This is a genomic window from Methylobacterium sp. AC433 (assembly GCF_979253015.1).
In genome coordinates, this window is the sequence record NZ_CEEDBN010000003.1 from 272,415 (window position 1) to 292,293 (window position 19,879).

Genomic DNA, 19,879 nt, shown 5'->3' on the forward strand with positions numbered 1-19,879 from the left:
CGCCATGCTCCGCGTCAACGATCTCACCTACCGCATCGGCGAGCGCCTGATCCTCGACGGCGCCACCTTCGTCATCCCGGACCGCGCCCGCGTCGGCCTCGTCGGGCGCAACGGCGCCGGCAAGACCACCCTGTTCAAGGCGATCCTCGGCGAGTTGCCCACCGAGGGCGGCACGGTGTCGATGCCCAAGGGCATGCGCATCGGCGCCGTGGCCCAGGAGGCGCCGGCCGGACCCGAGACCCTGCACGCGGTGGTGCTGGCCGCCGACACCGAGCGCGCCCGGCTGATGGCCGAGGCCGAGCACGCGGACGGCATCCGGCGGGCCGAGATCGAGACCCGGCTCGTGGACATCGAGGCGCACTCGGCGCCGGCCCGCGCGGCGGCCATCCTGCACGGCCTCGGCTTCGACGCCGAGGCGCAAGGGCGCCCCTGCTCGGACTTCTCCGGCGGCTGGCGCATGCGCGTGGCGCTCGCCGCGGTGCTGTTCTCCGAGCCCGACCTGCTGCTCCTCGACGAGCCGACCAACTACCTCGACATCGAGGGCACGATCTGGCTCTACGACTACCTGGAGCGCTATCCCCGCACGGCCGTGATCATCAGCCACGACCGCGACCTCCTCGACGAGTGCGTCGACCACATCCTGCACCTCGATCGGGGCAAGCTCAGCATCTACAAGGGCGGCTACACCAGCTTCGCCCGGCAGGTGGCGGAGAAGCGCGTGCTCCAGGCCAAGGCCAAGGCCAAGCAGGATGCCGAGCGGGCGCATCTCCAGAGCTTCGTCGACCGCTTCAAGGCCAAGGCGACCAAGGCGCGCCAGGCCCAGTCCCGCGTCAAGCGCCTCGCCAAGATGGAGATCATCGCCTCGGTGATCGAGGACGACGTGCCGGCCTTCCGCCTGCCGAGCCCGGAGCGGCCGCTCTCGCCGCCCATCGTCGCGATGGAACGGGTGCAGGCGGGCTACCCGGACCGGATCGTGCTGTCGGGCCTCAACCTCAGTCTGGCCCCCGACGACCGGGTGGCGCTGCTGGGCGCCAACGGCAACGGCAAGTCGACCTTCTGCAAGCTCATCGGCGGGCGCCTGCCGCCCTTGAGCGGCGAGTTGCGGCGCTCCTCCAAGATGGAGGTCGCCTACTTCGCCCAGCACCAGCTCGACGAGCTGCGCCCGGCCGAGAGCGCCTACGCCCATGTCCGCGACCTGATGCCGGACGTCCCCGAATCGAAGGCCCGCGCCGCCGCCGCCCGCCTCGGCTTCTCGGGCACGAAGTCGGAGACGCCGGTCTCCCAGCTCTCCGGCGGCGAGAAGGCGCGCCTGCTGATGGGGCTCGCGGCCTTCCGCGGCCCGCACCTGCTCATCCTCGACGAGCCGACGAACCACCTCGACATCGAGAGCCGCCAGGCTCTGGTGGAGGCGATCAACGACTACGAGGGCGCCGTCATCCTGGTGAGCCACGACCGCTTCCTGGTGGAGGCCTGCGCCGACCGGCTCTGGCTCGTCTCGAACGGCAGCGTGAAGGCCTTCGACGGCGACATGGACGATTACCGCCGCTACGTCCTGGCCGGGCCGGAGCGCGAGGCCGAGAAGGCCGCCCCCGAATCGACCGGCGGTGCCAAGGCGGTGGAGCGCCGCTCCAACGCCGACCGCCGCGTCGCCCTCGCGCCCCTGCGCAAGAAGCTCGAGGGCGTCGAGGGGCGGATGAAGAAGCTCACCGACGCCATGGCCAAGATCGACGCGGCGCTCGCCGACGGCACCGCCTTCCAGGCGAACCCGGCCAAGGCCGGCGAACTCGCCAAGATGCGGTCCGACGCCGCCGCGGCCCTGGAGGCGGCCGAGGAGGAGTGGCTGGAACTCAGCGGCGAGATCGAGGGCGCGACGGCCTGAGGCCGGAAGCGATCGTCGCCTGCGCGGAGAGGCACGACGCGGCCCTCCTCCCCGCGAAGGGGAGAGGGCGCGGCGTGATCGCGACGGGGCAGGCGCTGAGCGAGAGGCTATCGGCTGACGACCTCCGCGCCGACCCGGTCCCGCGCAGACCGCAGCCCGGAAACATCCGTACCGCCGGGGCGTTTCCGACCGCGCGCCACCTGAGGGACCCCAACGATGCCCGATGCCCACCGCCGCCGGCTCGGGCCCCTGCTGGCGCTGCTGCCGCTCGGCGCCGCCGGGGCCTGGATCGCCTACAGCCGCCTCGGCATCGACCACCATCGCCGGATGCCGCCCGCCCTCCCCGGCCGGCAGGCCTGCTTGGGAAGCGAGGCGGGCGGGCTGTCCTACTACGCGAGCGGACCGGAGGCGGGCCTGCCGCTCCTGCTGATCCACTCCGTCAACGCGGCGGCCAACGCCTACGAGGTCCGGCCGCTCTATCGCCATTACGCGAAGACGCGCCCGGTCTACGCCCTCGACCTGCCGGGCTTCGGCTTCTCCGAGCGCAGCGACCGGGTCTACACGCCCGAGCTGATGACGGCGGCGATCCACGCCATGACGGCGGAGATCCGGCAGCGGCACGGGGGCGCCGCCATCGACGCGGTGGCACTCTCCCTGTCGTCCGAATTCCTGGCCCGGGCCGCCCTGGCGCGGCCGGGCGACTATCGCAGCCTCGGGCTGATCAGCCCGACCGGATTCGACAAGCGCTTCGAGCGCCGCAACCCGTCCGGCAGCGACACGGCCCGGGCGGTGGCGGCCTATCCCCTCTGGGGCCGGGCGCTGTTCGACCTCCTCGTCAGCCGCCCGAGCATGCGCTTCTTCCTGGAGAAGACCTGGGGCTCGCGCACCATCGACGAGGGCCTTCTCGAATACGACCAGATCGCGGCCCACCAGCCCGGTGCGGAGTTCGCCCCGTTCTCGTTCCTGGCCGGACACCTGTTCGCCACCGAGACGGGCCGGGTCTATCCCCGCCTCGACCGGCCGGTCTGGATGATCCACGGCACCCGGGGCGACTTCGTGGACTACCGCCACGCCGACCGCTTCCGGGGCGACCCGGGCTGGACCATCGACGTGCTGGAGACCGGCGCCTTCCCGCATTTCGAGCGCCTGCCCGAGGTCGCCGCCCGCTACGACGCCTTCCTGGCGCGGCTGGCGCGCTGAGCCCCTGGTCGCCCGCACCGCGCCGGGTTAGTCGAGGGGCACGCCCGCTCGATAAAAACCCGGAGCCCCGATGTCCGACCTCACCCTCGCCGCCGCTCAGATCATCGTCGCCACCGCCCTGGAGACCGCCCGCGCCCACAAGCTGAAACCCCTGGCGGTGGTGGTCTACGACGCGCGCGGCGCCCTCAAGGCCCTGGGCGCCGAGGACGGGACGTCGCTCCGCCGGGCGGAGGTCGCGATGGGCAAGGCCAATGGCTGCCTCGCCCTCGGCCTCGGCGGCCGGGCGATCCACAAGCGCGCCGAGGAGCAGGCCTACTTCGTCGCCGCCGTCAGCCATCTCGTCGGCCCCGCCGCCCTGGTGCCGGTGCCGGGCGGGGTGCTCATCCGCCAGGGCGAGGCCGTGATCGGCGCGGTCGGCATCTCGGGCGACACCTCGGACAACGACGAGCTCTGCGCGGTGGCGGGCATCGAGGCGGCGAGACTCACCGCGCAGACCGGCGCCTGAGGCGATGCTGCGCCCGCATCGGCGGCACTGGCTCGTCGGCGGTGCGGCGCTCCTGGCCGCCGGCGGCGGCGGGGCCGCGGCGGCGCCGGGCGATCTCTACCGGCGCGGCAACGATGCGGACCCCGAGACCCTCGACCCGCACAAATCCTCGACGGTGGCCGAGGCGCATATCCTGCGCGACCTCTACGAGGGTCTGCTCACCTACGACAATCACGGCGCGATCATCCCGGGGGCGGCCATCGCCTGGACCCTGTCCGAGGACGGCCTGACCTACAATTTCACCCTCCGCGCGGACGGGCGCTGGTCGAACGGCGACCCGGTCCGCGCCGAGGACTTCGTCTTCGCCCTCCGGCGCATCCTCGCCCCCGTCACGGCGGCGAAGTACGCCGAGGTGCTGTTCCCCCTGAGGAACGCCCGCGCGGTCAACCAGGGCAGGCTGCCGCCCGAGGCCCTCGGCGTCATGGCCCCGGACGAGCGGCGCCTGGTGCTGAGCCTGGAGCAGCCGACGCCGTACCTGCTCGAACTCCTGACGCACCAGACCTCCCTGCCCGTGCATCCGCCCTCCCTGGCCCGCCACGGCGACGCCTTCGCCAGGGCCGGCAACAGCGTGACCAACGGCCCCTACCGCTTGGCGGAGGTGGTGCCGAACGACCGCATCACCCTGGAGCGCAACCCGCATTTCCACGCGGCCGCGACGGTGGCGATCCCGCAGGTCGCCTTCCTGCCGACGCCGGACCTGTCGAGCGCGGTCCGGCGCTACGCGGCCGGCGAGATCGACTCGCTCGCCGACCTGCCCGGCGACCAGATCGCCTCGCTCAAGGCGCGCTTCGGGAGCCAGGTCGTGCTCGGCCCCTCGCTCGGCCTCTACGCCCTGGCGGTGAACACCCGCAAGGCGCCCTTCGACGACGTCCGGGTGCGGCGCGCGCTCTCCCTCGTCATCGACCGCGAGTTCCTGGCCCAGAAACTCTGGGGCGAGACCATGGAGCCGGCCTACTCCCTCTGCCCGCCCGGCCTCGACCATTACCGAACGCCGCCCGAGACCGCCGGGCGCGAGGCGCTGCCGATCGACCGCGAGGACGAGGCCCGGACGCTGCTGGCCGCGGCCGGCTTCGGCGAGGGGCGGCCCCTGCGGCTCGAATATCGCTTCAACACCAGCGACAACAACCGCAACACCGCGCTCGCCATCGCCGACATGTGGCGCGGGATCGGGATCGAGACCCGCTTCGTCTACACCGATGCCAAGACCCACTTCGCCTACCTGCGCGACGGCGGCGACTTCGACGTGGCGCGCATGTCCTGGATCGCCGACTATTCGGACCCGCAGAACTTCCTGTTCCTGCTGGAGACCGGCAATGACGGGCTGAACCCCGGTCACTACGCCAATCCGGCCTACGACGGCCTGATGCGCCGGGCGGCGGCGGAGCGCGACATCGCCCGGCGGGCCGACCTCCTCCACGAGGCCGAGACCATCGTGGTCACCGAGCTGCCCTGGATTCCGGTGATGCACACCCGCTCGAAGGCCCTGATCGCGCCGCGCCTCTCCGGCTACCACCCGAACCTGCGCAACGCCGCGCCGACGCGCTTCCTGAGGCTGACGGCGTGATCGGCTTCGTCCTGCGCCGCCTGCTCCAGGCGATCCCGACCCTGTTCGCGGTGGTGACCCTGAGCTTCTTCCTGATCCGGCTCGCGCCCGGCGGCCCCTTCGACCTGGAGCGGCCCCTGCCGCCGGCCGCCATGGCGAACCTCGCCCGGGTCTACGGCCTCGACCAGCCGCTGATCGTCCAGTACGGGCGCTACCTCGGCGCCCTTCTCACCGGCGACTTCGGACCCTCGTTTTCCTTCCGCGACCTCACCGTGGGCGACCTGTTCGCCCGCGGCCTGCCGGTCTCGATGACGCTCGGCGCCCTCGCCCTGGCGCTGGCTCTCGGGCTCGGCATCGGCCTCGGCGCGCTGGCGGCCTTCCGCCGTGGGAGCGCCGTCGACCGCCTCGTCAGCCTCACCGCCGGGCTGACGCTGGCGGTGCCGACCTTCGTGGTCGCGCCCCTGCTGCAGATCGTCTTCGGCCTGACCCTGCGCTGGCTGCCGGTGGGCAGCTGGGAGAACGGCGCACCGGCCAACCTCGTGCTCCCGGTCGTCACCCTGGCCCTGCCCCAGGTCGGGGCGCTGGCCCGGCTCACCCGTGCCTCCCTCGGCGACGTGCTGGCCGCGCAACCCATCCGCACCCAGCGCGCCATGGGCCTGCCGCCCCACCGCATCGCCCGCCACGCCCTGCGCGGCGCCCTGCTGCCCGTGGTGGCGATCCTCGGGCCGACGGCGGCCTCCCTGCTCACCGGCTCTGTGGTGGTCGAGACCATCTTCGGCCTGCCCGGCATCGGCCGCTACTTCGTCGATGGGGCGCTGAACCGCGACTACACCCTGGTGATGGGCACCGTCGTGCTGGTGGCGCTCTTCGTGATCGCCCTCAACCTCGTGGCCGACCTCCTCTCCGGCCTCCTCGATCCGCGCCTGCGGGCGGCCCGGTGAGGCGCGCCCTCTCGCGGCTCGCCCGCAACCGGGGGGCCGTGGCGGCCCTGGCCGTCCTGGCGCTCGTCGCCCTCGCCTGCCTGGCCGGCCCCCCGCTCACCGGCCACGATCCGGGCCGGATCTACCCCGACCTCGTGCGCACCGCCCCCTCGCTCCGGGCCCATCCGCGGCCCGAGGCGATCGCGCCGGCGCTGGAGCGCCTCGCCTTCCGGATGCGGGTGACGGCCGCGGACATCACGGTCGCGGACGGGCGGCTGCACGTCACCCTGTCGGCGCCGAACCCGATCAACGAACGGGCGCTGAGCTACCTGCCCCGCTCGGACCTGTTCGGCCCGGCCACGATCGTCTCGCGGGCCGAGGACGGGCGCCGTCTCGTGGTCGAAGCGCCGGTGCGACGCATGTATTTTCCCCTCGGCACCGACGTGCTCGGGCGCGACCTCCTCAGCCGCAGCCTCGTCGCCGGCCGGGTCTCCCTGCTGATCGGCCTCGTCGCCACCGGCGTCGCCCTCCTCATCGGCGTCACCTACGGCGCGGTGGCGGGCTATGCCGGCGGCCGGGTCGACGCGCTGATGATGCGGCTCGTCGACGTGCTCTACGCCCTGCCCTTCGTCTTCTTCGTGATCATGCTGCTGGTGTTCTTCCGGGCCGGGCTCGGGCTGATCCTGATCGCCATCGGCGCGGTGGAATGGCTCGACATGGCCCGGATCACCCGGGCGCAGACCCTGTCCCTGCGCCACCGCGACTTCGTGCGGGCCGCCGAGGCGCTCGGCCTCTCGGCCGCCGCGATCCTGCGCCGCCACATCGTGCCGAACACCCTCGGGCCGGTCACGGTGGCGGCGACCCTGCTGGTGCCGCGGGTGATCCTCCTGGAGAGCTTCCTCTCCTTCCTCGGCCTCGGTGTGCAGGAGCCGTCCACGAGCTGGGGCGCCCTCGTCGCCGAGGGCTCGCGCGCCATCGAATCCGCGCCCTGGATGCTGGCCGCGCCGGCCGGGTTCCTCGTCGCCACCCTGGTGGCACTGAACGTGCTGGGCGACGGCCTCGCCGACGCCCTCGACCCGCGCCTCAGCGCGGACCGGTGAGGCCGGGATAGACCACGCGGACCACGCGCCGCTCCTCCGGGATCTCCGAGACCGGCCGGCCCTTCGCGTCGCGCTCGGGCATGGCCTCCGGCGCCCCCACGTCGCTCGGGCGCAGGCGCCACGGATCGAGGCCGTGCGAAGCCGCGCCGCGCCCGGCCTCGGACGCCGCGGCGGGCAGGAATCCGAGGGCGGCAAGGGCAAGGAGAAGGGCGAGGAGAAGGGCGGAGGGAACGGGCAAGTGAAGGCGTGGCATCGCTGAGGCGTCCGGTCGAGCCCGCCGAGTTCAGCCGAGATCACTTACCTTTGCGCCAAGCTTGGCGGAACCGCCGGGCCTCGGCCCGGATTGCCAACAACTGTCCCGGAGCACGGTTAACGAGGATTCGATGGCAACCAAGGCCGTGGCGGAACGAGGCAGCGCGAGCGCGGGGACGACGCCGGAGCGCGTTCCGATGGGCACCGTGATCGACACGGACATCTCCGCCCGGCTCGACCGCCTGCCCTGGGGGCGCTTCCACGTCCTCGTCATCGTGGCGCTCGGCATCACCTGGGTGCTGGACGGCCTCGAGGTGACCCTCGCGGGCTCCCTCGTCGGAGCGCTGCGGGCCGAGCCCATGAGCTTCACCGAGTTCGACATCGGGCTCGCGGCGAGTTCCTACCTCGTCGGCGCCGTCACGGGGGCGCTGGGCTTCGGCTGGCTCACCGACCGCATCGGCCGCAAGAAGCTCTTCTTCATCACCCTGGCGCTCTACCTCGCCGCCACCGCCGCCACCGGCCTGTCCTGGAACATCTACAGCTTCTGCCTCTTCCGCTTCCTCACCGGGGCCGGCATCGGCGGCGAGTACACCGCCATCAACTCGACGATCCAGGAGCTCGTGCCCGCCCGCGTGCGCGGCTGGACCGACCTCGTCATCAACGGCTCGTTCTGGATCGGCGCCGCGATGGGCTCGTTCCTGTCCATCGTGGTGCTGCGCCCGGGGATGATCGACCCGGCCTGGGGGTGGCGCATCGCCTTCTTCGTCGGCGGCGGCATCGGCCTCGTCATCCTGCTGCTGCGGACCTGGATTCCGGAGAGCCCGCGCTGGCTCGCCACCCACGGATACGTCGCCGAGGCCGACCGCGTCGTCACCGGCATCGAGAAGCGCTTCACCGACGAGGGCCACACGCTGCCGCCCATCGACGAGAGCAAGCGCATGAAGCTCAGGACCCGCAGCCACACGCCCCTCAAGGAGGTGTTCGGCACCATGCTGGTCGGGCACCGCAAGCAGACGATGGTGGGCCTCGCCCTGATGGTGGCGCAGGCGTTCTTCTACAACGCCCTGTTCTTCACCTACGCCCTGGTGCTGCAGCGGTTCTACAACGTGCCGGGCGACCATGTCGGCTGGTACCTGCTGCCCTTCGCGCTGGGCTCCTTCCTCGGCCCGCTGCTGCTGGGGCGCCTGTTCGACACGGTCGGCCGGCGCCCGATGATCGCCTTCACCTACGGCATCTCGGCGATCCTGCTGGCGATCACCGGCTACCTGTTCAAGATCGACGTGTTCGGGCCGGTGGGCCAGACCGCGGCCTGGATGGTGGTGTTCTTCTTCGCCTCCGCCGCCGCGAGCGCGGCCTACCTCACCGTGGCGGAGACCTTCCCCCTGGAGATCCGGGCGCTGGCCATCGCGGTGTTCTACGCGCTGGGCACCGGCATCGGCGGCGTCTCCGGCCCGCTCCTGTTCGGCGCCCTGGTGGAGACGGGGTCCCGCGACAACGTGCTGATCGGCTACCTCGTCGGCGCCACCCTGATGGCGGTGGCGGCGGTGGTCGGCGGCCTCTTCGGCACCGCGGCCGAAGGCAAATCCCTGGAGGACGTCTCGAAACCGCTCGCGGCGGCCTGAAACACGAGGTTCGGCGCCGGCAAAGCTTGAAACCACCGGGGATGGTCGGGGTTGGTCACCGATCGATCGTGTCACGCCCATCCCCGGAAGGACCTCATGCGGATCATCCCCACCACGCTCGCGCTCGTCCTGTCGGGCGGCGTCCTCGCCTGCACCTCCGCGGTCTTCGCCGAGGGCAACAGCCCGGCCGAGATCAAGCAGCCCGGTCCGCCGCGGATGACGACGCCGGGCGTCGCCGGCGCGCCGGTGGTCAAGCCCGGCGGCGTCGACAATGGCGGCCCCGGATCGGTCGGCACCATCGCCCCCGGGGCGACGGGCGCCTCCAGCGTCTCGAACAATTCCGGCGCCTCCGGCAATGCCGAGCAGAACCAGAAGCCGATCGGCAATACCGGCGGCGGTGGCGGCGGCGGGAGCTGAGCCTTCAGGTCACCCGCCGCTCGGCGAAGAAGGCCCGCAGCAGATCGGCGGCCTCGCGCTCGCGAAGGCCGCCATAGACCTCCGGGCTGTGGTGGCAGGTCGGCTGGTTGAAGAAGCGCGGACCGTTCTCCACGGCCCCGCCCTTCGGATCCGAGGCCGCGAAGTAGAGGCGACGGATGCGCGCGAACGCGATCGCGGCCGCGCACATCGCGCAGGGCTCCAGGGTGACGTAGAGGTCGCATCCGCTCAGGCGCTCGTCGTCCAGGGCCTGGCAGGCGGCCCGGATCGCCAGGACCTCCGCGTGCGCGGTCGGATCGCGCAGGGCCCGCGGACGGTTATGCGCGACCGCGACGACGACCCCGTCCTTCACTACCGCCGCGCCCACCGGCACCTCGCCCTCCCCCGCTGCCAGGCGCGCCGCCGCGAAGGCGCGGCTCATCGGGTCGCTGGCGGAAGGGTCGGCATCGGGCATCGGCGCTGTCCTGCGATCGGCGCCCGATCCTTGGCCGTCAGGCCGACGATCCGCAATGGGGCACGCCCGCTGCATCCGGCACCCGCGGGACCGGTTCACCGAACCGGGAACGGGTCAGCCGGGGACCCGCCCCGGGCCGCCTGGACGGTCGTCGCGCTCGAAGCCGGAGCCCCGGGACGTCCGAAGGAGAGAAATGAACCCTGCGGGCGCCGCCCGATCCGCCGCGGGCCGAGGCGTGAGGCCGAACCGGTTCACGAGAATGTTAAAGCGCGGAACATCGTCCGGGCGTGGCCGTTGGACTGGGCAATGCGGCTCGGCTGACACGTCGCCTGGCTGCCAACCCGAAGACGAGGAGCGCACGATGAGCAGCACCACCGACAAGATCAAGGGTCTCGCCAACGAGGCCGTCGGCAACGTCAAGCAGGGCATCGGCAACGTGACCGACAACGACAAGCTCAAGGCCGAGGGCAAGGCCCAGGAGCTGAAGGGCGAGACCCAGAAGACCGTCGGCGATGCCAAGGACGGCGTCAAGAACGCCGCCGACACGGTCAAGAGCAAGCTCTGAGTTTTCCGGCCCGGCGCTCGGCTCCGGGCGACACGGAATGGGAAAGGCGGCGCGAGCCGCCTTTTTTCATGTTTGCGCCCCGCAGGCGGCGAACCCGCGGCCCATGAGCGCGGGATCACTCGCAACGGCGCGTCCGCTCTGTTATGGGGCAGGCATGACCGACAAGACTGACGATACGATGGGCGGGTCCGTGGACGCGCCTGCCAAGACCTCCCGTTCGAAGGCCAAGGCCTCGACGAAGACCTCTGCGGCGAAGACCAAGGCCGTCGCGCCGGCCGCATCGGCCGTCGAGGCGCCGGCCGGCAAGCCCGCGAAGGCGGCCAAGGCTGCCAAGGCCGAGCCCGTGACGGTGGAGGTCGAAAAGACCGGGACCGGTAAGGCCAAGTCTTCGCGCGCGCCGGCGGCGGAAGCGAAAGCTTCGGCCGGCAAGTCGTCCGATGCGAAGGCGCCGAACGCGAAAGCGGCGAAGCCGGCCGTCACCAAGGACGACGCGGCGAAGGCGGAAGCCGTGACGGCGAAGACGCCGAAAGCGGCCACGCCGAAGATTGCGGCGGGCAAGTCTACCGCAAGCAAGTCTACCGCAAGCAAGCCCACCGCAGGCAAGTCCGCGGAAGCGAAGGTCGAGACGGTCGCGCCCGCCGATCCCAAGCCCGCCGATCCCAAGCCTGCCGAGCCCAAGCCTGCCAAGCCCAAGCCTGCCAAGGCCGTGGCCCCGAAGACGGCGGCCGAGACCGCGCCTGCGGTGACGGAGGCGTCCGAGCCCAAGCCCAAGACGGGGAAGGCCGCGAAGGCGACGGCCGGAAAGGCGTCGGAGGCCGCGCTCGAAGCCGAGGCAGGCGACGTCAAGGCGAGCAGAGCCAAGGCAAATGGAGCCAAGGCAAGTGGAGCCAAGGCAAGCGGAACCAAGGCACCCGCGGCGCCCGGTCTCGCGACGGAACCGTCCGTTGCCGAGCCGGCAGCCAAGCCCGCAGCCAAGCGCGCCAAGGCGGTCGAGAAGTCCCAGGCCTCCGAGCCGAAATCCTCCGAGCCGAAATCCTCCGAACCGAAATCCTTCGAGCCGAAATCCACCGAGTCGAAGCCGGCGGCCCCGGCGGAGCGCTGGGCTCCGGCGACCGATGCCGGCATTCCCGGCCCCTCGGCGGAGGAGAAGCCCAAGGTCCGCCACGCGGCCATGCCCCGCGGGGGCGATGCGCCCCTGCGCCGCAAGACGGCCCTGGCGAAGCCCGCTCCCGCGCCGCGGCCCGAGGCGGCCTCCTCCGGCGGCCCGGCCCGCGACGACGCCACGCCCGACGGCGACCGCATCGCCAAGGCCATCGCCCGCGCGGGCATCGCCTCGCGCCGCGACGCCGAGGCGATGATCGAGCAGGGCCGCGTCACCCTCAACGGCAAGGTCCTGGCCTCGCCGGCGATCAACGTCACCCCGGACGACCGGATCACCGTGGACGGCGAGCCGCTGCCGGCCCGCGAGCGCACCCGCCTTTGGATCTACCACAAGCCCCGCGGCCTCGTGACCACGGCGCGCGACCCGGAAGGGCGCCAGACCGTCTTCGACAACCTGCCCGAGGACCTGCCCCGGGTCGTCGCCATCGGTCGCCTCGACATCAACACCGAGGGACTGCTGCTCCTCACCAACGACGGTGGCCTCGCCAAGGTCATCGCCCACCCCGACACCGGCTGGCTGCGCCGCTACCGGGTGCGCGCCCACGGCGACACCACGCAGGCCGAACTCGACAAGCTGCGCCGGGGCGTCACCATCGACGGTATGGATTACGGCCCGGTGGATGCGACCCTCGACCGGGCGTCCGGCGACAACCTCTGGCTGACGCTCGGCCTGCGCGAGGGCAAGAACCGCGAGGTCAAGCGCATCCTCGAGCATCTCGGGCTGGCGGTGAACCGGCTGATCCGGCTGTCGTTCGGGCCGTTCCAGCTCGGCGACCTCGAGGCGGGTCTCACCGAGGAGATCCGCACCAAGGTGCTCAAGGAACAGCTCGGCCCGGCCCTCTCGGAGCAGGCCGGCGTCGATTTCGAGAGCCCGGTGCGCGAGCCGATCGCGCCCTTCGGCTCGCCGAAGCAGCAGGCGAAGCAGCCCGCCCGCAGCGCCTCCGCCGCCCAGCGCCGCGAGCCGCGCGCCTATGACGACGAGGCGCCGCGTGGCGGCGGTCGTCCGATGGCCCCGGCCAAGCCCGCCCGGGTTCCCACCGGCGGCAACAGCGCCGGGCCGCGCCGCTCCGTCTGGCGCGCCGAGGACGAGGCTGCCGCGGAGGACGCGCCGCGCCGGGTGAAGATCCCGCGCCGGGGCGCCGACCCGAAGGCCGAACGCGAGGCCGCCGCTGCCCGCGGCCGCGAGCGCGTCGGCGCCATCAGCACCGGCGAGCGCCGGGTGCTGGTGGAACGCCTGAAGTCGAGCCCGCAGGAGCACTCCGCCGAGCCGCATCGCCGCGACAGCGCCGTGCGCCGTCGCGGGGACGAGGACGCGCCTCGGGAGGGCCGCTTCCCCCGCGCCGAGACCCAGGCCCGGCCCTTCCGGCAATCCGACGACCGCGCCCCCGGAGCCCGCTCCACCGGCGAGCGTCCGGCCCGTGGCTTCGGCGGCGAAGGCCGGCCGCCGCGCCGGGACGACGACCGCCCACGCGGAAACTTCAGGCCTCAGGACGGCGCCGAGCACCGCGGCCCGCCGCGCGGCGGCGAGGACCGTCCGCGCGGTCCCTTCCGCGGCAACGCCAACCGTTCGGAGGGCGGCGACGAGCGCGGTGCCCGTCCGGCCTCGCGCGGTGCTCCCGCTCGCGACGGCTTCCGCGGCGACAAGCCCAGCGGCTTCCGCGGCAACGACCGCCCCGGCGCCGACCGTGGCGGCTTCAAGGGCGGCGCCCCCCGTCAGGACGGCGAGCGCGGCGGCTTCAAGGGCGGCGCTGCCCGCCAGGACGGCGAGCGCGGTGGCTTCAAGGGCGGCGCTGCCCGCCAGGACGGCGAGCGCAGTGGCTTCAAGGGCGGCGCGGCCAGGTCCGGTGGCGGCAAGCCGGGTGGCGGCTTCAAGGCCGGCGGCAAACCCGGTGGGTTCGGCGGCAAGCCCGGCGGTTTCAGCCGCGGTGGGTCCGGGGGTGGCAAGCCCGGCGGCAGCAAGCCCGGCGGCGGTGGCCGTCCGCCCCGCGGTGGCAGCCGGTGAGGATCGTCGGCGGCGATCAGCGCGGTCGCCGCCTCGCCACCCCGAAGACGGACGCGATCCGGCCCACCTCGGACCGGTTGCGCGAGGCGATCTTCAACGTCCTCGCCCACGCCTATGACGACGCCGTCGCCGGGGCTCGGGTCCTCGACCTGTTCGCCGGCACCGGCGCCCTCAGCTTCGAGGCCCTGTCCCGCGGGGCGACCTATGCCCTCCTGGTCGACGAGGGGGCGGAGGCCCGGGCGCTGATTCGCGAGAACATCGAATCCTTCGGCGCCGAAGGATCGACCCGCCTGTTCCGGCGCGACGCCACCCGGCTCGGTCCGGCCGGGACCAGCGGCACGTTCACCCTGGTGTTCTGCGATCCGCCCTACAATCGCGACCTCGCACCGGCGGCCCTGGCCAGCGCGGCGGCCGGCGGCTGGCTCGCCCCCGGCGCCCTCGCGGTCATCGAGGAATCCGTCGGCGTGCACGTCGCCCTGCCGCCGGGTTTCGCCGCGCTGGAGCGTCGGGTCTACGGCGATACGGCCCTCGCCTACGCGCGCTACGCCGCCTGAGGCACGACCTCGACACGACCCTCTTGGTATACGGGCGCGACCCGCGCGCGCGCCGCGGACCCCCAGAGGCGGCCGTCGCGTTTACCCGGGATGGCCCTCGCCGAACCCCGAACCGACGCCGCCGCGATCGATCCCGATCCGCGCCCCGCCCGACTCTGGCGCCCGCGCCGCGTCCTCGTCACACCCGCCGCCCTCGAATACGCCCACGGCCGGACCATGGTGGCCCGCGCCGAGGCGCTCGGCCTGCCGGTCGAGCGCCTGCGAGCCAACCGCCTGACAGGACTTAAAAATCCGGATCCGCGCGCCGCCTATCGCGAGGCCAAGGCGACCCTCGCCGTCGTCGTCGCGCCCCCGACGAAGCTGAGGCTCCAGCCGATCCCTCCGAGCGCCGATTGGCGCTTCGATTTCGCCGAGGGCTGCCCCGCGCATTGCCAGTACTGCTACCTCGCCGGCTCGCTCTCGGGACCTCCGGTCACCCGGGCCTACGCCAACCTCGACACGATCCTGGGCAACCTCACGGCCTATCTCGGCCAAGGTGCCATCACCTCCGCCCAGACCGATCGCGCCCACGAAGGCACCACCTTCGAGGCCTCCTGCTACACCGACCCCCTCGGCATCGAACATCTCACCGGCTCACTCTCGGCCGCCATCACCCATTTCGGTGCCTGGGACGCGCCGGTGCAACTGCGCTTCACAACGAAGTTCGCCGCCGTCCAGCCCCTGCTCGGCCTCGCCCATCGCGGCCGGACCCGCATCCGGTTCTCGGTGAACGCGCGCGCCGCCGCCTGCTACGAGGGCGGTACGGCGAGCCTCGATGCCCGTTTGGGGGCTCTCCGCTCCGTCGCAGAGGCCGGCTATCCCGTGGGGCTCACCGTCGCGCCGATCCTGCCGGTCCCCGACTGGCAGGACGCCTACGCCGGCTTGATCCGGGATGCTGCCACGGCACTGTCCGGTGTGAGGGACCTCGATCTCACGGTCGAACTCATCACCCACCGGTTCACGCCGGGCTCGAAGGAAGTGCTCGAGGGATGGTATCCGGGCTCGGATCTGCCGATGCAGGAGAGCGACCGCAGCCGGAAGCTGACGAAGTTCGGCTCGGTCAAATACGTCTTTCCGCGCGATCTCATGCAGGCAATGCGCCTTTCGATCATGAACGAGCTTGCCGACGTGCTGCCGGCTGCGCGGATTCTCTATTGGACCTGAAGCATCACCGCTGTCCGATCTTGGTGACTCTCCGTCGAAAAACTTAGCGCCGCCCGAACAGCCGCTCGATGTCGTGGAGCTTCAGCTCCACGAAGGTCGGACGGCCATGGTTGCAGGTGCCGGCGAGCGGTGTCGTCTCCATCTCGCGCAGCAGTGCGTTCATCTCTTCCGGGCGCAGGCGCCGTCCCGCCCGGATCGAGCCATGGCAGCTCATCCGTGACAGGATCGCGTCCAGACGCCGGCCAAGGGGTCCTCCGCCCTCGTCCGTACCGTCCGGACTTTCGTCCTCCAGCCCGCTCTCGTTCAGCGCATCGAGAATGTCGATCACGAGGCTTCGGATCGAGGCCGTGGCGAGTGCGGCAGGAACCTCACGCACGAGGACCGCGCCGGTGCCGAACGCCTCCAGCGTAAGCCCGAGCCGATCGAGATCGGGCGCGGCGGCCACGAGCCGCTCGGCATCGCCCGGCGCCATCTCGACGACGTCGGGGATCAGCAGGCCCTGGCGAGCGATGCCGCCCCGCGATCGTTCCCGCTTCAGACGTTCGTAGACCAGCCGCTCGTGAGCCGCATGCTGATCGACCAGCACGAGCCCGTCGGCGGTCTGGGCAACGATGTAGGTCTCGTGCAACTGCGCCCGGGCCGCACCGAGCGGATATCCATCGGCTTCCAGCGGGTCGAGGGTCGGGCCAGGATCCGCCGATGGAACCACCAGCTCATCGTCGAATCGTGCCTGAGAAGGCTCTGCCATCCCGCTCCATACCGGAGGGCGCGGGATCGCCTGCCGATACTGACTCGGCGCTGCGACGGACGCGAACGACCGCGGCAGGCTCGGCATCGGACTTCGGTAGGCGCTCGCACCAGAGTGTAATGCGAGATCGGTTGTCCGCAGCACATCAAGGGTCCGGGCAGCGCCGGTGGTGGAACCGCGTAGGCCGGCTTGGCGCAGGGTCTCGTGAATCGCGCTGACGACCAGGCTCCGGACCAGACCAGGATCACGGAAGCGCACCTCCGTCTTGGCAGGGTGCACGTTCACATCCACCAGGGACGGGTCGCACTGGATCGCCAGCGCAAGGACGGGGTGGCGGTCGGAGCTCATCGTGTCGGCATAGGCGCCGCGCACCGCCCCGAGCAGAAGGCGATCACGGACGGGGCGACCATTCACGGTGAAGTGGATCTGATTGGCAGCGCCGCGATGATAGCTCGGTAGGCCGATATGTCCGGATAGGGCGAAGCCCTCACGGGCCATATCGAGGGCAAGCGCATTCGCTCCGAAATCGGGACCGAATACTCCAGTGAGGCGCCGCAAGGTAGCAGCGGGTCCGGTGTCGGCTTCGGCTAGGAAGACCAGCGGCGTCCCGTTCTCGGTGCGAAGCGCAAAGCGGACCTGCGGCTGCGCCACCGCAAGGCGACGCAGCATATCGCTGATCGCCGCCGTCTCGGCCCGATCCGACTTCAAAAACTTTAATCGTGCCGGGGTCGCAGCGAAAAGATCACAGACTTCGATGCGGGTGCCCTTCGCACTCGGCGCCGGCCGTACCTCGCCCTTGACGCCGGCGTCCACCGTGAGTGTGACGCCCATATCCGCGTCTACCGTGCGACTGGTCAGCGTCAGGCGCGCAACGGCACCGATCGAAGGCAGCGCCTCACCGCGAAAACCCAGCGTCTCGATGCAGGTCAGATCGCCACCCGGCAACTTCGAGGTTGCGTGTCGTTCGACCGCAAGCGCTAGGTCGGCTCCGCTCATGCCGGCACCGTCATCGACCACACGGATCAGACGTCGCCCACCGCCTTCGATCGAGACCTCGACGCTTCTCGCGCCCGCATCGATTGCGTTCTCCACGAGTTCCTTGACCGCCGAGGCGGGCCGCTCCACGACCTCGCCCGCTGCGATGCGGTCGACGAGGATCGGATCGAGGCGTCGGACGGGGCGAGGTGGCGTGGACATGCGGAGGAAACTATAGCTGCGCCTAGATCCGGCCGAAAGGCAACGCGAAGGCCGATCATGTATACCGCGGTCCGTTCGCGTTGCTGGCCGCTCCCACGCCGTCGGACCGCTCACGCGACGTGGACTTCCGCATGGCGACTTCGAGCATCATGGTCCAAGGATTCAACCTGCGCGTGAGACCCAAGCTACAGCGGTGCCGCACGGTCTGGGGACGCACCGAGCACCGCGACGCCCTCCCAGGCCTGCGCACGGTGACGAACGCCATTTATCAACCGGCGAGCCCCGACGGGAGCTGGGCGTTGTGCGATGCCGCCGGGACGATCATCGAGTTCGGCGCCGACCCGATGCTGACGGACGTGGTGGATCAGGCCGATGATCGCCCCACCCTCTTCATCGGTCCGCTGATCACGCATTACGGCCACTTCCTCCTCGGCACCTTCGCGCGCCTCTGGCCGCTGCTCAGCTGGACGGGACCGAGGCCGCGCCTCCTGTGCTATGCGGAAGGCCCCTTGGATGTGCTGCACGCGCAATGGGCCGCTCTTCCATTCCTGGCCGACATCTTGGCTCGCTTCGATCTGAGTGTCGAAGACCTCGTCACCTATCAGAACGTGACGCGAATTCCCGAACTCCTGCTGCCGGAGCCATCCGTGAAGGAGCAGGACTTCACCTACGCGACGTACGGGCTGCTCACGCGCTTCACTGGCGAGGCATTCTACGATCCGGCCACTGTCGATCGCGAAGCCCGGCCGGTCTACTTGTCGAAGGCTCGGCTGGGATCGGGCATTTCGCGGCTGCGTAACGAAGATGCGCTGTGTGAGGCCCTGTCGCGGCATGGCGTCGACATCGTCTTTCCGGAAGCTCTGCGCTTTCCCGAACTGGTTCGGCTTCTCTCCGAGCGGCGGATGGTGCTCGGAACAGCGGGCTCGGCCTTTCACACGGCCGTCTTCGCGGCCCCAAACCGGCGCATCCTGGCGCTGAACTGGACGCCGCCGGTCAACGCCAACTTCCTGCTGCTGGATGCGCTGAACGGCACACGGGCGCGCTACTACTTCGTTCCCAGGAGCACGATCGGGGATGAGCCAGGCTTCCACTTCGGCTGGTCGATTCCCGACCCCGAGGCGGTCGCCGCCGAGATGCTGGAGCGCGTTCGGGGCTTCGACACCCTTGATGCCCGTGATGCGGCGGAGGATGCGGCCCGGTGGCGTGCCAAGTGGATTCCGGGCTGGAAGCCTGTCCAGCGCTGGCTCGATCGCCGGACCTGATCGCTCAGGCGACGCCCGAGCGAAGCAGATCGTGGTAGTGCACGAGACCGACGGGCCGGTCGTTCTCGACGACGATCAGCGCGGTGATTTTCATCGATTCCTGGATCTCCAGGGCTTTGGCCAGCAATGTCTCGGGAGTCACCGTCCGAGGCTTGCCGCTCATCAGCGCCTCCACGGCGAGGCCGTCGAGATCGCTGCGGAAAACGTTGCGACGCAGATCGCCGTCGGTGAGGATTCCGGCGAGGCGCCCATCGGATTCCACGATGACCACCGAGCCGAACCCCTTGGCATCGATCTCGGCGATCGCCGCGCGCATCGGCGTGCCGCGTGGGACGACTGGCAGTTGCGCTCCGGTATGCATGACTTCACGCACCTGGCGCAGCGACGCTCCGAGCCGGCCCCCCGGATGGTAGATGCTGAATTCTCGGGCCGAGAAGCCGCGGGCTTCGAGAAGGGCGATCGCCAGGGCGTCTCCGAGGGCAAGCTGCATCGCCGTGGAGGTTGTCGGGGCCAGGCCATTCGGACAGGCTTCGCGTGCCTTCGGCAAGGTCAGGCAGATGTCGGCCTCGCGCCCGAGAGTCGAGGACTTGTTGGAGGTGATCGCGACGAGCCCGACCCGGTAGCGCCTGGCGTAACCGATGATGTCGGCGAGTTCGGTGGTCTCTCCGGACCATGACAACGCCACGACCACGTCCTCGGGCTGGATCATGCCGAGATCGCCGTGACTGGCCTCGGCGGGATGAACATAGAGGGCCGGCGTGCCGGTCGAGGCGAGCGTCGCCGCGATCTTGCGCCCGATATGACCGGACTTTCCCATACCGGTGAGGATGGCGCGCCCCTTGGCGCGGGCAATGTGTGACACCGCCTCCGTGAACGCCGCCCCGAGACCGTTGTCGATGGCCTCCATGAGGCAGGCGAGCCCGTCGCGTTCGGTCTCGATGGTCCGCAGCGCGGAGGCGACCGCGGGCGAGAGCGCCGTCTCGTTGAGCGTCGGGGCGGGGCGCAAGGCCTGGGCACTGTCTGTGGGAGCCATACCGGCCCGTGTCCTTCTCGTGAGTCCGCGCGCCCGTGAGCCGCCAATGCCGACTGGCTATGAACAGCGATTGTGGTCGGATGGCGACTCCGTGCAGCCGCCGATAGCCACTCTCTGACCGTTGACGCCCCATTAACCGTGTCGGTTGTAGGCCTGTTAATCATGACGCCGGGGGGTCCTCCACGAAGGACGTTTGGGCGTCGTC

Annotated in this window: 17 protein-coding genes; 13 read left to right on the forward strand and 4 right to left on the reverse strand. The window is 71.1% G+C overall.

Features of this window, described 5'->3' with window-relative positions:
• Positions 1-4: 4 nt before the first annotated feature.
• The 6 genes from AC0IWM_RS07255 (at position 5) to AC0IWM_RS07280 (ending at position 7,186) form a co-directional block, all read left to right on the forward strand.
• On the forward strand, positions 5-1,879 hold the full coding sequence (locus tag AC0IWM_RS07255; protein WP_471753832.1) for an ABC-F family ATP-binding cassette domain-containing protein: 1,875 nt from the start codon (positions 5-7) through the stop codon (positions 1,877-1,879).
• A 216-nt stretch (positions 1,880-2,095) separates the two neighbouring features.
• Entirely contained in the window at positions 2,096-3,079 is a 984-nt protein-coding gene (locus tag AC0IWM_RS07260; protein WP_471753834.1) for an alpha/beta fold hydrolase, read from the forward strand.
• Positions 3,080-3,149: 70 nt separating this feature from the next.
• Entirely contained in the window at positions 3,150-3,584 is a 435-nt protein-coding gene (locus AC0IWM_RS07265) for a GlcG/HbpS family heme-binding protein (protein WP_471753836.1), read from the forward strand.
• Positions 3,585-3,588: 4 nt separating this feature from the next.
• The gene (locus AC0IWM_RS07270; protein ID WP_471753838.1) at positions 3,589-5,187 is read left to right on the forward strand and encodes a peptide ABC transporter substrate-binding protein; all 1,599 of its coding nucleotides are present in this window, start codon (positions 3,589-3,591) and stop codon (positions 5,185-5,187) included.
• A complete protein-coding gene (locus tag AC0IWM_RS07275) occupies positions 5,184-6,107 on the forward strand; it encodes an ABC transporter permease (protein ID WP_471753840.1) in 924 nt (307 codons plus the stop codon). The genes AC0IWM_RS07270 and AC0IWM_RS07275 overlap by 4 nt, the downstream gene beginning before the upstream one ends.
• On the forward strand, positions 6,104-7,186 hold the full coding sequence (locus AC0IWM_RS07280; RefSeq protein ID WP_471753842.1) for an ABC transporter permease: 1,083 nt from the start codon (positions 6,104-6,106) through the stop codon (positions 7,184-7,186). Before AC0IWM_RS07275 ends, AC0IWM_RS07280 begins: the two co-directional genes overlap by 4 nt.
• On the opposite strand, the gene AC0IWM_RS07285 is transcribed toward AC0IWM_RS07280, so the two are convergent.
• Positions 7,170-7,439 (reverse strand): hypothetical protein, encoded by a 270-nt coding sequence (locus tag AC0IWM_RS07285; protein ID WP_471753844.1) that lies wholly within the window; start codon positions 7,437-7,439, stop codon positions 7,170-7,172. The two genes, AC0IWM_RS07280 and AC0IWM_RS07285, sit on opposite strands and share 17 nt — an antisense overlap.
• A 130-nt stretch (positions 7,440-7,569) precedes the next feature.
• Between AC0IWM_RS07285 and AC0IWM_RS07290 the strand changes: the two genes are divergently transcribed.
• The gene (locus tag AC0IWM_RS07290) at positions 7,570-9,060 is read left to right on the forward strand and encodes an MFS transporter (protein WP_471753846.1); all 1,491 of its coding nucleotides are present in this window, start codon (positions 7,570-7,572) and stop codon (positions 9,058-9,060) included.
• Between the two features lie 96 nt (positions 9,061-9,156).
• Entirely contained in the window at positions 9,157-9,477 is a 321-nt protein-coding gene (locus tag AC0IWM_RS07295) for a hypothetical protein (RefSeq protein WP_471753848.1), read from the forward strand.
• Between the two features lie 4 nt (positions 9,478-9,481).
• Here the strand turns inward: AC0IWM_RS07295 and AC0IWM_RS07300 are convergent, their stop codons facing one another.
• Positions 9,482-9,949 (reverse strand): nucleoside deaminase, encoded by a 468-nt coding sequence (locus AC0IWM_RS07300; RefSeq protein ID WP_471753850.1) that lies wholly within the window; start codon positions 9,947-9,949, stop codon positions 9,482-9,484.
• Positions 9,950-10,310: 361 nt separating this feature from the next.
• Between AC0IWM_RS07300 and AC0IWM_RS07305 the strand changes: the two genes are divergently transcribed.
• The 4 genes from AC0IWM_RS07305 (at position 10,311) to AC0IWM_RS07320 (ending at position 15,434) form a co-directional block, all read left to right on the forward strand.
• Entirely contained in the window at positions 10,311-10,514 is a 204-nt protein-coding gene (locus AC0IWM_RS07305; RefSeq protein ID WP_056474959.1) for a CsbD family protein, read from the forward strand.
• A 1,171-nt stretch (positions 10,515-11,685) separates the two neighbouring features.
• Positions 11,686-13,677, forward strand: coding sequence for a pseudouridine synthase (locus tag AC0IWM_RS07310; protein ID WP_471754127.1), 1,992 nt, complete (start codon positions 11,686-11,688; stop codon positions 13,675-13,677).
• Positions 13,674-14,231 (forward strand): 16S rRNA (guanine(966)-N(2))-methyltransferase RsmD, encoded by a 558-nt coding sequence (gene rsmD, locus AC0IWM_RS07315; protein WP_471753852.1) that lies wholly within the window; start codon positions 13,674-13,676, stop codon positions 14,229-14,231. Before AC0IWM_RS07310 ends, rsmD begins: the two co-directional genes overlap by 4 nt.
• Before the next feature lie 90 nt (positions 14,232-14,321).
• Complete coding sequence (locus AC0IWM_RS07320; RefSeq protein WP_471753854.1) at positions 14,322-15,434, forward strand: spore photoproduct lyase family protein; 1,113 nt, start codon at positions 14,322-14,324, stop codon at positions 15,432-15,434.
• Positions 15,435-15,477: 43 nt separating this feature from the next.
• Here AC0IWM_RS07320 and mutL read toward each other — a convergent pair whose 3' ends face one another.
• Positions 15,478-17,379: a DNA mismatch repair endonuclease MutL gene (gene mutL, locus AC0IWM_RS07325; RefSeq protein ID WP_471753856.1), complete on the reverse strand. Its 1,902-nt coding sequence runs from the start codon at positions 17,377-17,379 to the stop codon at positions 15,478-15,480.
• Positions 17,380-17,510: 131 nt separating this feature from the next.
• Between mutL and AC0IWM_RS07330 the strand changes: the two genes are divergently transcribed.
• A complete protein-coding gene (locus AC0IWM_RS07330; protein WP_471753858.1) occupies positions 17,511-18,641 on the forward strand; it encodes a glycosyltransferase family 61 protein in 1,131 nt (376 codons plus the stop codon).
• Positions 18,642-18,645: 4 nt separating this feature from the next.
• On the opposite strand, the gene AC0IWM_RS07335 is transcribed toward AC0IWM_RS07330, so the two are convergent.
• Positions 18,646-19,674, reverse strand: coding sequence for a KpsF/GutQ family sugar-phosphate isomerase (locus AC0IWM_RS07335; protein WP_471753860.1), 1,029 nt, complete (start codon positions 19,672-19,674; stop codon positions 18,646-18,648).
• Positions 19,675-19,879 lie beyond the last annotated feature (205 nt).

Bases quoted from the DNA above. Each gene is read 5' to 3' on its own strand.
- AC0IWM_RS07295 (WP_471753848.1), top strand. From the start codon at position 9,157: ATGCGGATCATCCCCACCACGCTCGCGCTCGTCCTGTCGGGCGGCGTC.
- AC0IWM_RS07335 (WP_471753860.1), bottom strand. From the start codon at position 19,674: ATGGCTCCCACAGACAGTGCCCAGGCCTTGCGCCCCGCCCCGACGCTC.
- AC0IWM_RS07310 (WP_471754127.1), top strand. From the start codon at position 11,686: ATGCCCCGCGGGGGCGATGCGCCCCTGCGCCGCAAGACGGCCCTGGCG.
- mutL (WP_471753856.1), bottom strand. From the start codon at position 17,379: ATGTCCACGCCACCTCGCCCCGTCCGACGCCTCGATCCGATCCTCGTC.
- AC0IWM_RS07265 (WP_471753836.1), top strand. From the start codon at position 3,150: ATGTCCGACCTCACCCTCGCCGCCGCTCAGATCATCGTCGCCACCGCC.
- AC0IWM_RS07255 (WP_471753832.1), top strand. From the start codon at position 5: ATGCTCCGCGTCAACGATCTCACCTACCGCATCGGCGAGCGCCTGATC.
- AC0IWM_RS07270 (WP_471753838.1), top strand. From the start codon at position 3,589: ATGCTGCGCCCGCATCGGCGGCACTGGCTCGTCGGCGGTGCGGCGCTC.
- AC0IWM_RS07290 (WP_471753846.1), top strand. From the start codon at position 7,570: ATGGCAACCAAGGCCGTGGCGGAACGAGGCAGCGCGAGCGCGGGGACG.
- AC0IWM_RS07285 (WP_471753844.1), bottom strand. From the start codon at position 7,439: ATGCCACGCCTTCACTTGCCCGTTCCCTCCGCCCTTCTCCTCGCCCTT.
- AC0IWM_RS07260 (WP_471753834.1), top strand. From the start codon at position 2,096: ATGCCCGATGCCCACCGCCGCCGGCTCGGGCCCCTGCTGGCGCTGCTG.
- AC0IWM_RS07320 (WP_471753854.1), top strand. From the start codon at position 14,322: ATGGCCCTCGCCGAACCCCGAACCGACGCCGCCGCGATCGATCCCGAT.
- AC0IWM_RS07305 (WP_056474959.1), top strand. From the start codon at position 10,311: ATGAGCAGCACCACCGACAAGATCAAGGGTCTCGCCAACGAGGCCGTC.
- AC0IWM_RS07330 (WP_471753858.1), top strand. From the start codon at position 17,511: ATGGCGACTTCGAGCATCATGGTCCAAGGATTCAACCTGCGCGTGAGA.
- AC0IWM_RS07300 (WP_471753850.1), bottom strand. From the start codon at position 9,949: ATGCCCGATGCCGACCCTTCCGCCAGCGACCCGATGAGCCGCGCCTTC.